Here is a 14,319-nt window from a genome sequence, read left to right as displayed (position 1 = left end):
AACCAGTGCAAGATCAGCCGCAGCGTTGATTCAAGCGTGATTTGAACGCGCGTTCGGCAAAGCGTGATCTGGTCCACTGGACCAGATCACGCCTACCTACCCCAGCACCTTCCTGAGCCACTTCGAGATATCCTGCACCTCTTCCAGGCACAGCGAGTGCTGCATGGTGTACTCGTGCCACTCGACCCCGTAGCCCAGCGACACCAGCACGTCCTTCGACTCGCGTGCCCGAGCGAAGGGCACCACGTTGTCGTGGGTCCCGTGGGCCATGAAGATCGGCGTCGCCAGGCTTTCCTGGGTGCGTTCATTGATGACCACATTGGCCAGCGGCAGGTAGCCGGACAGGCACAGCATGCCCGCCAGCTTTTCCGGATGGCGCATGCCGGTCTGCAGCGTCATGGCGCAGCCCTGCGAGAAGCCGGCCAGGATGATGCGCGAGGCCGGGATGCCGCGTGCCTTTTCGCGGGCGATCAAGGCTTCCACGTCGCGCTGCGAAGCGCGCAGGCCGCCTTCGTCCTCGCGGCGGGTCAGCTCCGCGCCGGTGATGTCGTACCAGGCGCGCATCACGTAGCCGCCGTTGATCGTGACCGGCATCGTCTTCGCATGCGGGAACACGAAGCGGATGCCCGGTAGGCCAGACAAGTCCAGTTCGTTCACGAGCGGCACGAAGTCGTTGCCGTCTGCGCCCAGGCCGTGCAGCCAGATGACCGCTGCTTGCGGGTTCGGCGCGGTTTCGATCTCGATGTTTTGCAGCAGCTCCATGTGTTTCCTTATAGGTTCAAGCAGCCGGAGGACGCAGCGCCGACTTCGGGCGGAAGGTCTTGCTCACGAGCGGATTGGTTTCGATGTAGGGGCCGCCGATCAGGTCGATGCAGTAGGGGACGGCGGCAAAAATCCCGCCGACGACCGTGTTGCCGGCGTCGTCCTTCAAGCCTTCCAGCGTTTCCTTGATCGACTTGGGCTGGCCCGGCAGGTTCATGATCAAGGCTGCATGGTCGACGGTCTCACGGATTACCGCGGTCTGGCGCGACAGGATCGCGGTCGGCACGAAACGCAGGCTGATCTGGCGCATCTGCTCGCCGAAGCCCGGCATTTCCTTGGTACCGACGGCGAGCGTGGCCTCGGGCGTGACGTCGCGCCGTGCCGGACCGGTGCCGCCGGTGGTCAGCACCAGGTGGCAGCGCACATTGTCGACCAGGTCGACCAGGGTGCGTTCGATTTCTGCGCGTTCGTCGGGGATCAGGCGGGTCTCGATGCGGTAAGGCGTGGTGATCGCCTGCGCCAGCCAGTCGGCGAGGGCAGGAATGCCCTTGTCCTCGTAGACGCCGCCGCTGGCGCGGTCCGAGACCGACACCAGGCCGATGATGACTTCCTTACTCGTCGTCGGACTCGTCATCGCCGGCTTCTTCCTCGTCATCGGCTTGCGCCTGCTTCGGCTTCTTGCCCAGGTCCTTCAGGATCTGGAAGATCTCGCGGTAGGCTTTCGGCGGCTTGTTCTCGGCCTGTTCCTTGCGCGCGTTGCGGATCAGGGTGCGCAGCTGCTGCACGTCCAGTTCCGGATGCTCTTCCAGCAGCTGGGTCAGGGCCTTGTCGTCGCTGAGGAGCTTTTCGCGGCGGCGCTCGAGGGCGTGCAGCGCGGCGGTCTCGGCCTTGGAAGCGCCTTTCCAGCCCTCGATGGTGCGCTTGATCACCTCGACTTCTTCCTCGTCCAGCGTGCGCATCTTCTTGCCCACGAATTGCAGCGCACGGCGGCGGCCTTCGTGGTTGGTGATGCTCTGGCAGGTGAGGATGGCTTCCTTGACGTCTTCCGGCATCTCGACGCGCTTGACGCGGTCGCGCGGCGCATCGACCAGCTGTTCGCCGAGCTTCTGCAGCTCGTTCGACTGGCGCTTGGCTTCGGACTTGGAAGGACGTTCGTATTCTTGGTCGAACTCGTTGGACTGGAAGCCCACGGAGCCGCGGTTTGGATTAGGCATGATCTATGGATTGACCCGGATCGATCCGATTGGCGTGGAGCCGGTCAGTGAAAATAGTAAACGGCTGCTATGATAACTGTTTTAGGGCTCGCTACGAAAAACACGACATGAACGACTCCGCGATCACTTCCGCTTTTACCCATACCCAGGACCAGCTGAAACAGCTTGCCCGCGACGTGTTGGCCTTCGCGAAAGAGCAGGGCGCCACCGATGCATCGGTCGAGATCAGCGAAGGCAGCGGCCTGTCGGTTTCCGTGCGTAAAGGCAAGATCGAGACCATCGAGCAGAACAAGGACAAGGGCATCGGCGTCACCGTCTACTACGGCCAGCGGCGCGGCAATGCCAATACCTCCGACTTCTCCACCAAGTCCCTGAAGGACACCGTGGAAGCGGCCTGGAACATCGCCCGCTTCACTGCCGAAGACGACTGCGCCGGACTGCCCGACGCCGAGCTGCTCGAGACCAACCCGCGCGACCTGCGCCTGTTCTATCCCTGGCAGATTTCGACCGAGGAAGCCGTCGAGCTCGCCCAGCGCTGCGAGAACGCGGCTTTCGAGGTCGATCCGCGCATCAGCAACAGCGAAGGCGCCAGCGTCTACGTGCAGCAGTCGCACTTCGTCGGCGCCAATACGCGCGGCTTCATCGGCGGCTATCCGTTCTCGCGCCACACGATCTCGGTCGCACCGATCGCCGGCAAGGGCAACAAGATGCAGCGCGACGACTGGTACACCTCGGCGCGCGATCCCAAGAAACTGGCCAATCCGGAAGCGGTAGGCCGCTATGCCGCCGAACGCGCGCTGGCACGCCTGAACGCACGCAAGCTGGACACCCGCACCTGCCCGGTGCTGTTCGAAGCGCCGCTGGCCGCCGGCCTGCTCGGTGCCTTCGTGCAGGCCGTCTCGGGCGGTTCGCTGTACCGCAAGTCGAGCTTCCTGCTCGATTCGCTGGGCAAGGAGATCTTCCCGGACCACATCACCATCGTCGAAGACCCGCACCTGATCGGCGCGGTCGGCTCCGCGCCCTTCGACGAGGAAGGCGTGCGCACCACCCGCCGCAAGGTGGTCGAGAATGGCGTACTGCAGGGCTACTTCCTGTCCTCGTACTCGGCGCGCAAACTGGGCATGCAAACCACCGGCAACGCCGGCGGATCGCACAACCTCAACATCGTCTCGAAGGGGACCAAGCGTGCCGACGACTTCGAAGGCATGCTGCGCAAGATGGGCACCGGCCTGCTGGTCACGGAGCTGATGGGCCAGGGCGTCAACTACGTCACCGGCGACTATTCGCGCGGCGCCTCAGGCTACTGGGTCGAGAACGGCGTGATCCAGTATCCGGTGGAAGAAATCACCATCGCCGGCAATATGCGCGAGATGTTCCAGCAGATCGTGGCAGTCGGCAACGACGTTCTTGCTCGTGGCAATAAGTCGACCGGCTCGATCCTGATCGAGAAGATGGTCGTTGCCGGGTCCTGAGAAACAACCGGAGAGATACATGAGCAAGTTCATTCGCATCGACAAGGAAAGCAGCCAGAAGAGCGTCCTGCTCAACCTCGACCTCGTGGCCACCGTCGAGCTGTCGCAGCCGTCCGACCTGCTCAGCTCGGGCAACGAAGCGCGCAAGGCCTACGTCACCTTCCTGGCGCCCGACAAGACCACCATCGCCACCCTGCATTTCGACGCCGTCGCCGACGCCAATGCCTGGGTCCACAAGCACCTGGGCGTGGAACTTTAAACGGCTGAAAAAAAGCGCACTGGACCGGATGATCCAGTGCGCTGTCCTGGTCGGGCTGCGCTCAGCCAGCCTGCTCGATGCGGCTCAGTCGCTGGCCGTAGATACCCCAGCTGACGGCCTCGCCGTCCACCGTGGCCTTGAGGGCCCAGCCGGTGCCGATCTTCTCGACCGTCACCTCGGCTTCGATTTCCTTCGCCACTTTCTCGGCCCAGGTCTGGGCCGCGCCGCGGCCCTTGAACAGTTCCTGGCCGTCGAAAACGACGGTGGCGTCGAATACGGGGGCGGAGAAGATGCTCATGCTTACTCCTGATGACGCAGCGCGCGCACCGCGTTCAGCACCGGCTGCAGCACTGCAGCGCCCAGGCGGGCGCTGCGGGCGCCGTCCCAGCCCACCTGCGGATCCGGGTCGTTGGCGTTGTCCTTGAACGGCAGTTCCAGGGTCAGCGACAGGCAGCCGAAGGCGTGGGTGACGTGCGACGAACCCATGGTCAGCGTTTCGTCGGTGAACGGGGTCTTGCCGTAGCCGTGCACGTCCTGGAAGTCCGGGCTGGCGATCTTGAAGTCTTCGATGAAGCGCTGCTGCTGGGCCGCCTGGGCTTCGGTCCAGGTCGGCAGGGATTCGCTGCCGGCCACGAACACGTAGGGCAGGCCCTCGTCGCCGTGCACGTCCAGGCACAGGTCGACACCGGTTTCGTGCATCTTCTTGAGCACCAGGAAGACTTCCGGGCTGCGTTCCATCGACGGGTTCATCCACTCGCGGTTCAGGTTGGCGCCGGCCGCGTTGGTGCGCAGGTTGCCGCGCACCGAGCCGTCCGGGTTCATGTTCGGCACCACGTAGAACACCGATTCTTTCAATAACTGGCGCCCGAACGGGTGGGCCGGGTCCAGCAGGGCGTCGAGCATGCCTTCCACGAACCACTCGGCCATCGTCTCGCCCGGGTGCTGGCGTGCGATCACCCAGACTTTTTTCTTCTCGGGCGAGGGTTCCCCGATCACCAGCATGTTCAGGTCGCGGCCGTCGACGGTGGAGCCGAGGTCCAGCATGCGCACGTGCTCGGACATCTGGGCGCGGTCGAGCAGCTCCAGGTGGCGTTCCCACGAGTAAGGCTCGAAGTAGGCGTAGTAGACACTGTCCATGCCCGGGGTGTGCTCGATCGTCATGACCTGGCCGTCGTACGAGGTCGGCACGCGGAACCAGTTGATGCGGTCGTAGCTGGCCATGGCCTGGTAGCCTTCCCAGCCGGCCGGATAGGCGGCCTGGCCGGCGTTCAGGAAGCGGATGGTGCAGGCCTGGCCTTGCGCGCCCTGCAGGCGGAAATAGAACCACTGGATGATGTCGGCGTGCGAATCCTTGCGGATGTTCAGGTCGATGGCGTTCGCGCTCGTGGCGTTCACGACCTCGATGGCGCCAGCGTCGAACTGGCTGCTGATCTTGATAGACATGGGGTGTCCTGTCCTTGGTTTGTTGCGGAAAACGCTGATAATACTAGTTTTTACAAGCGCTACCGGATTTCGGCGGCGCGTCCTGGCGGAGGAATGCTGATGCGGGTCCTGGCTATCGTAGCGACGGTCGTCGCCTTCTTGTTGAGCGCGCGCATCGCGGACGACCCCCTGGTGGGCCTGCTGGTGGGCGCGATCGTCGCCGCGGTCCTGGTGCTGGGGCAGCGGCTAGTTCGCAAGCGGCATCAGGCCAATCCGCCGAAACGCCCGTAGAAATCGCCGTCGGCGGGTGGCGTGCCCTCGTCTTCCTTGCGCAGCATGGCCATCACATGCTCTTCGGCGCCGGTCCAGGTCAGGCGGTAGATGGCCTTTGCCAGTTCGTAGGCGTCGCTGCCCGGCCAGGGTTCGGGCAGCAGCGCGACCGGCAGCATCGGGTCGTGCAGTTGCACGCGGCGGTAGGCGTGGATCAAGAGGGCGCGGATCGCGAACGCGTCCTGGGCAGCGACCGACGGGCCTTCCCGCAACAGCGCCAATAGCGGCGTAAAGCTGTCGATGAAGCCGCGGTAGCCGGCCACCACGCCCGACAAATCCCAGGCGTCGCCCACCAGCTCGGGCAGCGGGCGCGAGCCGACGCCAGGCAGCTCGGCCGCATCGCACACGAACAGTTTTCCTTCCGCCTCCGCACGCGCCAGGATCTCGCGCAGCGTGTCGCGATCCGGCGCCGGGTGCGCCATCACCCCGGTGGCCAGCATGGCAAAACCTTCCCACTCCAGTTCCTTGCGCAGCAGCGCGCGCAGGTCGCCGTCGATGCTGCCGTTGGGGGCCAGCACGAAGGTCCAGCGGCCGTCCCAGGCCAGTCCCGGCGGTGAATAGATGCGGCGGTTGGCACGTTCGAAGCGCGGCAGGGCCTTGGGCTCCAGCGCATAGCGGCTGCGCCGGCCCTCGCGGCTGGCGGTCAGCCAGCCTTCCTGCACCAGGCGGAACACGCTGGTGCGCACCAGCCGGTCCGTCACGCCGAGCGGACCCAGCAGTTCGATCATGCTGCCCAGCCAGAAGGCGCCGCCGTGCGGGGCGATGGCATCGCCGCACAGGGTCATCACCAGCGATTTGTGGCGCGGCGGGTCGGTCGTCAGGAAGCGGTCGATCCACTCTGCGCTGGTGAGTTGTGCCATTGGTAACGCCTCAATATGATTCAAAATTTTGGTGTACATCCGATTTTTTGTATCGTATTATGGTTTGGAGAGGTTTGCAACGGAGACCAGCATGTACGCACAAATGGTGGAGACCGGACTCAAGAAAGTCCGTACCGAAGAAGACATGAGCCTTGATGAAGCGGCGTTCCAGGCGCGCATCGACGCCGGCATCAAGATCGAGCCGAAGGACTGGATGCCCGAGGCTTACCGCAAGACCCTGATCCGCCAGATCTCGCAGCACGCGCACAGCGAGATCGTCGGCCAGCTCCCGGAAGGGAACTGGGTCACGCGCGCGCCGACGTTGCAGCGCAAGTCGGTGCTGCTGGCCAAGATCCAGGACGAGGCCGGCCACGGCCTGTACCTGTACAGCGCCGCCGAAACGCTGGGCGTGTCGCGCGACGAGCTGCTCGCCGCCCTCCATTCGGGCAAGGCCAAGTACTCGAGCATCTTCAACTACCCGACCCTGAGCTGGGCCGACATGGGCGCCATCGGTTGGCTGGTGGACGGCTCGGCCATCATCAACCAGATCCCGCTATGCCGCTGCTCGTACGGTCCGTATGCGCGCGCCATGATCCGCGTCTGCAAGGAAGAGTCCTTCCACGCGCGCCAGGGCTACGACATCATGATGAGCCTGTGCAAGGGCACGCCCGAGCAGAAGGCGATGGCCCAGGACGCGCTCAACCGCTGGTGGTGGCCTTCGCTCATGATGTTCGGCCCGTCGGACGCCGAGTCCGTGAACAGCGCGCAGTCGACCGCTTGGCGCATCAAGCTGTTCTCGAACGACGAGCTGCGCCAGCGCATGGTCGACCAGACCGTGCCGCAGGCCGAGTACCTGGGCCTGACCATTCCCGACCCCGACCTGAAGTGGAACGAAGAGCGCGGCCACTACGATTTCGGCGAGATCGACTGGAGCGAATTCCACAACGTCCTGAAGGGCAACGGCCCCTGCAACCGCGAGCGCCTGCGCACCCGCGTGAAGGCTTATGAAGACGGCGAATGGTTCCGCGACGCCCTGGTCGCCCACGCCGAAAAGCAAGCCGCACGCAAGGCAGCCGCCTGATCGTAGGGTGGGCGGCTCCGCCGCCCACGCGGTCAACCGGCACTTGCACACCACAAGAACTACGGAGATACAGAATGAGCAAAGAATGGCCGCTGTGGGAAGTCTTCATCCGCAGCCAGCACGGCCTGGCCCACAAGCACGTGGGCAGCCTGCACGCGCCCGACGCCGAGATGGCGATCAACAACGCGCGCGACGTCTACACCCGCCGCAACGAAGGCGTCAGCATCTGGGTGGTACGCGCCCAGGACATCGTGGCCAGCAGCCCGAACGACAAGGAAGCCCTGTTCGAGCCGGCCAACAGCAAGGTCTATCGCCACCCGACCTTCTTCCCGATGCCGGAAGAAGTCAAGAACCTGTGACGCAGTGGGAGATGAAGGTCGTGGACGCCAATACCGCAAAAATCGACTACCTGCTGCGCCAGGGCGACAACGCCCTGATCCTGTCGCAGCAGCTGTGCCAGCTGTGCGGCAAGGGCCCGGCGCTGGAAGAAGACATGGCGCTGTCGAACGTCGCGCTCGACCTGCTGGGCCAGACCCGCATGTGGCTGACCTATGCCGGCGAGCTCGAAGGCAAGGGCCGCGACGAAGACCGCCTGGCCTTCCACCGCGACGCCCACGACTACCGCAACTGCCTGCTGGTCGAGCAGCCGAACGGCAGCTACGCCGACACCGTGATGCGCCAGTTCCTGTTCGATACCTGGCACTACTTCCTGATGGACGGCCTGACCCGCGCCAAGGATGCGCGCATCGCCGAGATCGCCCAGAAATCGATCAAGGAAGTCACCTACCACCTGCGCCGCTCGGGCGACCTGGTGGTGCGCCTGGGCGACGGCACCGAGCTGAGTCACGCCAGGATGCAGGCGGCGCTGGACGAGCTGTGGATGTACAGCGGCGAGATGTTCATCTACGACGCCGTCGACGACGCCATGGTGGAACAGGGCGTCGCACCAAGCGTGGATTCTCTGCGCAAGAACTACCTCGACCACCTGGCAGACGTGCTGAACGAAGCCACCCTCACCATGCCGCCGGTGGACGCCTGGATGCAGCGCGGCGGCAAGCAGGGCCGGCATACCGAGCGCCTGGGCTACATCCTGGCCGAGATGCAGTTCCTGCAGCGCGCCTATCCGGGAGCACAGTGGTAATGAACGCTGTGGTTGCCACGGTCGACCAGGTCTGGGCCTGGCTCGGCGAAGTCGCCGACCCGGAGATCCCGGTCATTTCGGTGGTGGACCTCGGCATCGTGCGCGACGTCGTCTTCGACGGCGACACCTGTGTGGTGACGATCACCCCAACGTATTCGGGATGCCCGGCGATGCAGGTCATCGCGGACGCGGTAAAGGAAGCCCTGCAGGCCCACGGCCTGGATGAGGTGCGCATCGTCAGCCGCCTGTCGCCCGCCTGGACCACCGACTGGATGAGCGAGGCCGGCAAGGCCGCCCTGAAGGGCTATGGCATTGCGCCCCCGGTGCAGCAGGCGATCGACATCAGCGGCCTGCACGCCGGCATCCGCCGCCGCGCGGCGCCCGAGGTGGCATGCCCGCACTGCGGCTCGCCGCACACCCAGCTGACCAGCGAGTTCGGCTCGACCCCGTGCAAGGCGCTGTACAAGTGCCTCGACTGCCGCGAGCCTTTCGACTATTTCAAGTGTCACTAAGATGAGCAAATTCTATCCATTGACCGTGGCGAAGGTGAAGCACGAGACCCGCGACGCCATCGCCGTCACCTTCGACGTCCCGCCCGAGCTGAAACCGCAATTCGCCTACCAGCAGGGCCAGCACCTGACCCTGCGCGCGATGATCGATGGCGAGGACGTGCGCCGTTCCTATTCGATCTGCTCGGCGGTGCAGGACGAACAACTGCGCGTGGCCATCAAGCGCGTGAACGGCGGCCAGTTCTCGACCTGGGCCAACGAACACCTGAAGCCGGGCGCCACGCTCGAAGTGATGCCGCCGATGGGCCACTTCAACGTGCCGCTCGACCCGGAGAGCGAACGCCACTACCTGGCCTTCGCGGCCGGCAGCGGCATCACCCCGATCCTGTCGATCGTGAAGACGACCCTGCAGGCCGAGCCGAAGAGCCGCTTCACCATCGTCTACGGCAACCGCGCCTCGTCGAGCGTGATCTTCCGTGATGAACTGACCGACCTCAAGGACACTTACATGGACCGGCTCAAGCTGGTGTATGTGATGAGCCGCGAGCAGCAGGACATCGAACTGTTCAACGGCCGCATCACCGAAGAGAAGTGCGGCCTCTTCCTGCGCCACTGGATCGACGTCAAGGACATCGACATTGCCTTCATCTGCGGTCCGGAAGACATGATGCACGGCGTGTCGCGTTCGCTGCAGGCGGCCGGGCTGGCGAAGGAAAAGATCCGCATCGAGCTGTTCGCCGCCAGCATCCCGAAGCACGAGCACAAGCCGCGCCGGGTCGAAGCAGGACAGCAGCACCAGACCGAAGTCACCGTCATCATGGACGGCAACGCGGCCAGCTTCACGATGGACAAGGACAAGGAATCCATCCTCGACGCCGGCCTGCGCGCGGGCATCGACATGCGCTACTCGTGCAAGGGCGGCGTGTGCTCGACCTGCCGCTGCAAGGTGCTCGATGGGCAGGTGGAGATGGACGTGAACTATGCGCTCGAGGATTACGAAGTAGCGCGTGGATTCGTGCTGAGCTGCCAGAGCTTCCCGGTCACCGACAGGGTGGTCGTGGACTTCGACATCGCCGAATAGGCCACCGGCCCGAACCCGGGCTGGCGCCGCAATACAACAAGAAGACTTGGAGACAACCATGAGCTACGAATCCATCCAGTTCAAGATCGACAAGGGCATCGCCGTCCTGACCCTGAACCGTCCCGATCGCCTGAACAGCTTCACCCAGGCCATGCACCTCGAAGTGCGCGACGCCCTCGACAAACTCCAGGCCGACAAAAGCGTGCGCGTGCTGGTGCTGACCGGCGCCGGCCGTGGCTTCTGTGCCGGCCAGGACCTGTCCGACCGCGCCGTCGAACCGGGCGCTCCCGGTGTCGACCTGGGCGAATCGGTCGACAAGTTCTACGCGCCGCTGGTCATGACGCTGAAGTCTCTTCCCATGCCCGTCATCTGCGCCGTCAACGGCGTGGCCGCCGGCGCCGGCGCCAACCTGGCCCTGGCCTGCGATATCGTGCTGGCGGCGAAATCGGCCAGCTTCATCGAAGCCTTCTGCAAGCTGGGCCTGATTCCCGACACCGGCGGCACCTGGCACCTGCCGCGCCTGATCGGCCAGGCGCGCGCCACCGGCCTGGCCATGCTGGGCGAAAAGCTGAGCGCCGAGAAGGCCGAGCAATGGGGCCTGATCTGGGCCTGCGTGCCGGACGAAGCCTTGATGGACCAGGCCATCGCCATGGCCGAGCACTTCGCCGCCGCACCCACGAAAGGACTGGCCTTTACCAAGAAAGCCCTGCAGGCCAGCTGGTCGAATACCCTGCCGGAACAGCTCAAGCTCGAAGCTGAAATGATGCGCGAGCTGGGCTACAGCCACGACTACCGCGAAGGCGTCGCCGCCTTCATCGCCAAGCGTCCGGCGCACTTCAAGGGAGAGTAAGCATGGGAGCACTCCCCGCAGTACTTCCCCGCGGCAGCGTCGTCGCGGTCATCGGCAGCGGCGCCATGGGCTCCGGCATTGCACAAGTGGCCGCCACCGCCGGCCATGAGGTCCTGCTGTTCGATACCCGCCCGGATGCCGCCGACAAGGCCGTCGCGGAGATCGGCAAGGCCTACGCCAAGCTGGTCGAGAAGGGCCGCATGGACGCGCTTGACGCCGACCAGGCGCGCGAACGCCTCAAGCGCATCGGCACGCTGCAGGAAGCCGCCGGAGCATCGCTGGTGGTCGAAGCCATCGTCGAGAACCTGGATGCCAAGCGCGCCCTGTTCACCGAACTGGAAGGCATCGTGACGGATAGCTGCATCCTGGCCACCAACACCTCGTCGATTTCCGTCACCGCCATCGCAGCAACGCTGCGCCGTCCGGAACGTTTGGTCGGGATGCACTTCTTCAACCCGGTGCCCCTGATGGCCCTGGTGGAAGTCATCAGCGGCATCGCCACCGAGAAGGCGGTGGCGGACACCGTCTACGCCACCGCCGAGGCCTGGGGCAAGAACCCGGTGCACGCGAAGTCGACGCCCGGCTTCATCGTCAACCGCGTCGCCCGTCCCTACTACGCCGAAGCGCTGCGCCTGCTGCTGGAACAGGCCGCCGAACCGGCCACCATCGATGCCGTGCTGCGCGACTGCGGCGGTTTCCGCATGGGGCCCTTCGAGCTGATGGACCTGATTGGCCACGACGTCAACTTCTCGGTGACGAACTCGGTCTACAACGCCTACTTCGGCGATCCGCGCTTCACGCCCTCGGTCCTGCAGCAGGAACTGGTCAATGCCGGCTTCCTGGGCCGCAAGACCGGGCGCGGCTTCTACCGCTACGGCGAAGGCGTCGACAAGCCTGCCGTGCAGGAAGAAGCGCCACAGGCGCGTCCGGAACACGTGGCCATCATCGGCGGCGCTACCGCCCCGATCGAAGCCCTGGCCGCGCGCCTGTCGAAGGCCGGCTTCGAGCTGCCGCGCCAGGAGGCATTCGACGGCACGCCCGGCTTCCTGTGCCAGGGCGCGGCCGTGTACCTGACCGACGGCCGCACCGCGACCGAACGCGCCGCGGCCAACTGGCACCCGAACACCGTCATCTACGACCTGCTGCTGGACCCTGCAGGCGCCACCCGCATCGCACTGGCGCGCGCCGACCAGTGCAGCGACGCCGCCTACCACGCCGTGGTCGGCATGTTCCAGGCTGCCGGCTTTGCCGTCACGCGCCTGGACGACGTGCCCGGCATGGCGGTGATGCGCACCGTCGCCATGCTGGCCAACGAGGCCGCCGACGCGGTCAACCAGGGCGTGTGCAGCGCGCGCGCCGTCGACATCGCGATGCAGAAGGGCGTCAACTACCCGCGCGGGCCGCTCGCCTGGGCCGACAGCGTCGGACTGGAGCACATCGTGGCGGTGCTGGCCAACCTGGCGACCGCCTATGGCGAAGACCGCTACCGCGTCTCGCCGCTGCTGCGCCGGAAGATCGCTGCCAATCCGCACGGAGCCAGGTTCCATGCATAGCGATCGGAATGGCGAACTGCAGGCGCTGGCCGAACTGGCCGGCAAGACCATGTACGAGCGCGACCCGGCCAGCCAGGCCCTGGGCATGACGCTCGACGAGATCCGCCCGGGCTATGCGCGCATGTCGATGCGGGTGCGCGGCGACATGCTCAACGGGCACGCTACCTGCCACGGCGGCTATATCTTCATGCTCGCCGACAGCGCCTTCGCCTTCGCCTGCAACTCGCACAACTTCAACACCGTGGGCGCCGGCTGCACCATCGACTACCTGGCGCCGGGCCGTGAAGGGGACGTGCTGGTGGCCGAAGCGGTCGAGCAGGCGCTACAAGGTAAAACCGGCGTCTACGACATCAAGGTGACTAACCAGGACGCACGCACGGTGGCGCTGTTCCGCGGGAAGTCGCATCGTGTTGCCGGAATGGTGGCAGAGGTCGGCGCTTAAGGTACCGCAAGACGAGGAGGAGGTCGAGATGGTCCAACGCAATCCGGATCCGAATGAGCTGGAACCGATCGAACGCGCGAGCCGCGACGAGCTGCAGGCTTTGCAGCTCGGGCGCCTGAAGTGGTCGCTGCACCACGCCTACGAGAACGTGCCGCACTACCGCGCAGCGTTCGACGAGGCCGGCGTGCACCCTAGCGACCTGAAGACGCTGAGCGACCTGGCCAGGTTCCCCTTCACCGACAAGAAGACCCTGCGCGACAACTACCCCTTCGGCCTGTTCGCCGTGCCGCGCGAGCAGGTGGTGCGCATCCACGCATCGAGCGGCACCACGGGCAAGGCCACCGTGGTCGGCTACACCCGGCACGATATCGACACCTGGGCCGGCGTCGTTGCGCGTTCGATCCGCGCCGCGGGCGGGCGCTCCGGCGACATGGTGCACATCTCCTACGGCTACGGCCTGTTCACCGGCGGCCTGGGCGCCCACTACGGTGCCGAGAAGCTGGGCTGCACCGTCATCCCGATGTCCGGTGGCCAGACCGAGAAGCAGGTGCAGCTGATCCAGGATTTCCAGCCCGCGATCATCATGGTCACACCTTCGTACATGCTGAACATCATCGAGGAGTTCACGCGCCAGGGGATCGACCCGGCGACGTCCTCGCTGAAGGTCGGCATCTTCGGGGCCGAGCCCTGGACCGACGCCATGCGCCGCGAGATCGAGACCCGCGCCGGCATCGACGCGGTCGACATCTATGGCTTGTCGGAAGTGATGGGTCCGGGCGTGGCGAGTGAGTGCATCGAGAGCAAGGATGGCCCGGTCATCTGGGAAGACCATTTCTACCCCGAGATCATCGACCCGGACACCGGCGACGTGCTGCCGGACGGCGCGGAGGGCGAACTGGTGTTCACCTCGCTGAGCAAGGAAGCGCTACCGATCATCCGCTACCGCACGCGCGACCTGACGAGGCTCCTGCCGCCCACCTCGCGCTCGATGCGCCGCATGGGCCGCATCACGGGACGATCGGACGACATGCTGATCATCCGTGGCGTGAACGTGTTCCCGAGCCAGATTGAAGAACTGGTATTGAAAATGCCGGCGCTGGCGCCACAGTACCAGCTGGTCGTCACCCGCGAAGGCCACCTCGACACCCTCGAAATACTGGGCGAGCTGCGCGACGGCTCCCTGTCGACGAGCGAGGTGGACGTCCTCTGCCGCGAACTCCAGCATTGCATCAAGACCCATGTGGGCGTGACTACGCGCGTGACCCTGCACCCGCCCGGCGGGATCGAGCGCACGCTGACCGGCAAGGCCCGGCGCGTGGTCGACAGGCGCCCCAAGAACTGAA

Annotated in this window: 18 protein-coding genes; 12 read left to right on the top strand and 6 right to left on the bottom strand. The window is 65.2% G+C overall.

Annotated elements, in window-relative coordinates; genetic code table 11:
- Positions 1-96: 96 nt before the first annotated feature.
- Genes MA09_RS17170 through yjgA form a run of 3 tightly spaced genes read right to left on the bottom strand, consistent with a single transcriptional unit; the run spans position 97 to position 1,976 of the window.
- A complete protein-coding gene (locus MA09_RS17170) occupies positions 97-762 on the bottom strand; it encodes an alpha/beta hydrolase (RefSeq protein ID WP_036251183.1) in 666 nt (221 codons plus the stop codon).
- A 16-nt stretch (positions 763-778) separates the two neighbouring features.
- Positions 779-1,396 carry a molybdopterin adenylyltransferase gene (gene mog / locus MA09_RS17165; RefSeq protein ID WP_036251180.1) on the bottom strand — a complete coding sequence of 206 codons (618 nt, stop codon included), beginning with the start codon at positions 1,394-1,396 and terminating at the stop codon, positions 779-781.
- The gene (gene yjgA / locus MA09_RS17160; RefSeq protein WP_036251178.1) at positions 1,374-1,976 is read right to left on the bottom strand and encodes a ribosome biogenesis factor YjgA; all 603 of its coding nucleotides are present in this window, start codon (positions 1,974-1,976) and stop codon (positions 1,374-1,376) included. Before yjgA ends, mog begins: the two co-directional genes overlap by 23 nt.
- A 107-nt stretch (positions 1,977-2,083) precedes the next feature.
- On the opposite strand from yjgA, the gene pmbA reads away from it, so the two are divergent.
- Positions 2,084-3,448 carry a metalloprotease PmbA gene (gene pmbA / locus MA09_RS17155; RefSeq protein WP_036251175.1) on the top strand — a complete coding sequence of 455 codons (1,365 nt, stop codon included), beginning with the start codon at positions 2,084-2,086 and terminating at the stop codon, positions 3,446-3,448.
- A 19-nt stretch (positions 3,449-3,467) separates the two neighbouring features.
- Positions 3,468-3,707 carry a hypothetical protein gene (locus tag MA09_RS17150; RefSeq protein WP_036251173.1) on the top strand — a complete coding sequence of 80 codons (240 nt, stop codon included), beginning with the start codon at positions 3,468-3,470 and terminating at the stop codon, positions 3,705-3,707.
- Positions 3,708-3,768: 61 nt separating this feature from the next.
- Here the strand turns inward: MA09_RS17150 and MA09_RS17145 are convergent, their stop codons facing one another.
- Both MA09_RS17145 and MA09_RS17140 read right to left on the bottom strand, forming a co-directional pair.
- Positions 3,769-4,005 (bottom strand): hypothetical protein, encoded by a 237-nt coding sequence (locus MA09_RS17145; protein ID WP_036251170.1) that lies wholly within the window; start codon positions 4,003-4,005, stop codon positions 3,769-3,771.
- Between the two features lie 2 nt (positions 4,006-4,007).
- Positions 4,008-5,150 carry a M14-type cytosolic carboxypeptidase gene (locus tag MA09_RS17140; RefSeq protein ID WP_036251167.1) on the bottom strand — a complete coding sequence of 381 codons (1,143 nt, stop codon included), beginning with the start codon at positions 5,148-5,150 and terminating at the stop codon, positions 4,008-4,010.
- Positions 5,151-5,243: 93 nt separating this feature from the next.
- On the opposite strand from MA09_RS17140, the gene MA09_RS24900 reads away from it, so the two are divergent.
- On the top strand, positions 5,244-5,420 hold the full coding sequence (locus tag MA09_RS24900; RefSeq protein WP_161783234.1) for a hypothetical protein: 177 nt from the start codon (positions 5,244-5,246) through the stop codon (positions 5,418-5,420).
- Here the strand turns inward: MA09_RS24900 and paaX are convergent.
- A complete protein-coding gene (gene paaX / locus MA09_RS17135) occupies positions 5,393-6,319 on the bottom strand; it encodes a phenylacetic acid degradation operon negative regulatory protein PaaX (RefSeq protein WP_036251164.1) in 927 nt (308 codons plus the stop codon). The genes MA09_RS24900 and paaX overlap by 28 nt on opposite strands.
- A gap of 91 nt (positions 6,320-6,410) precedes the next feature.
- Here paaX and paaA point away from each other — a divergent pair, with 91 nt between their 5' ends.
- The 9 genes from paaA to paaK all read left to right on the top strand — a co-directional run bounded on the left by paaA (position 6,411) and on the right by paaK (position 14,318).
- A complete protein-coding gene (gene paaA, locus MA09_RS17130) occupies positions 6,411-7,400 on the top strand; it encodes a 1,2-phenylacetyl-CoA epoxidase subunit PaaA (RefSeq protein WP_036251162.1) in 990 nt (329 codons plus the stop codon).
- Between the two features lie 74 nt (positions 7,401-7,474).
- Positions 7,475-7,759 carry a 1,2-phenylacetyl-CoA epoxidase subunit PaaB gene (gene paaB / locus MA09_RS17125; protein ID WP_027865558.1) on the top strand — a complete coding sequence of 95 codons (285 nt, stop codon included), beginning with the start codon at positions 7,475-7,477 and terminating at the stop codon, positions 7,757-7,759.
- 11 nt (positions 7,760-7,770) lie between these two features.
- The gene (gene paaC / locus MA09_RS17120; protein ID WP_036251161.1) at positions 7,771-8,541 is read left to right on the top strand and encodes a 1,2-phenylacetyl-CoA epoxidase subunit PaaC; all 771 of its coding nucleotides are present in this window, start codon (positions 7,771-7,773) and stop codon (positions 8,539-8,541) included.
- Positions 8,541-9,053, top strand: coding sequence for a 1,2-phenylacetyl-CoA epoxidase subunit PaaD (gene paaD, locus MA09_RS17115; protein ID WP_036251158.1), 513 nt, complete (start codon positions 8,541-8,543; stop codon positions 9,051-9,053). Before paaC ends, paaD begins: the two co-directional genes overlap by 1 nt.
- A 1-nt stretch (position 9,054) precedes the next feature.
- Positions 9,055-10,131, top strand: a complete 1,077-nt coding sequence (gene paaE / locus MA09_RS17110; RefSeq protein WP_036251156.1) for a 1,2-phenylacetyl-CoA epoxidase subunit PaaE — start codon at positions 9,055-9,057, stop codon at positions 10,129-10,131.
- A gap of 58 nt (positions 10,132-10,189) precedes the next feature.
- Complete coding sequence (gene paaG / locus MA09_RS17105; protein WP_036251154.1) at positions 10,190-10,981, top strand: 2-(1,2-epoxy-1,2-dihydrophenyl)acetyl-CoA isomerase PaaG; 792 nt, start codon at positions 10,190-10,192, stop codon at positions 10,979-10,981.
- Between the two features lie 2 nt (positions 10,982-10,983).
- Complete coding sequence (gene paaH, locus MA09_RS17100) at positions 10,984-12,534, top strand: 3-hydroxyacyl-CoA dehydrogenase PaaH (protein WP_036251153.1); 1,551 nt, start codon at positions 10,984-10,986, stop codon at positions 12,532-12,534.
- On the top strand, positions 12,527-12,976 hold the full coding sequence (gene paaI, locus MA09_RS17095; RefSeq protein WP_036251150.1) for a hydroxyphenylacetyl-CoA thioesterase PaaI: 450 nt from the start codon (positions 12,527-12,529) through the stop codon (positions 12,974-12,976). The genes paaH and paaI overlap by 8 nt, the downstream gene beginning before the upstream one ends.
- A 28-nt stretch (positions 12,977-13,004) precedes the next feature.
- Positions 13,005-14,318: a phenylacetate--CoA ligase PaaK gene (paaK, locus tag MA09_RS17090; RefSeq protein WP_036251147.1), complete on the top strand. Its 1,314-nt coding sequence runs from the start codon at positions 13,005-13,007 to the stop codon at positions 14,316-14,318.
- The last annotated feature ends 1 nt before the right edge of the window (position 14,319 follow it).

It is taken from the genome of Massilia sp. BSC265 (genome assembly GCF_000740675.1).
In the GTDB taxonomy this organism is placed as follows: domain Bacteria; phylum Pseudomonadota; class Gammaproteobacteria; order Burkholderiales; family Burkholderiaceae_D; genus Telluria.
The sequence above is the reverse complement of the archived record's forward strand: the minus strand, read 5'-3'. Positions and strand labels throughout refer to the sequence as shown.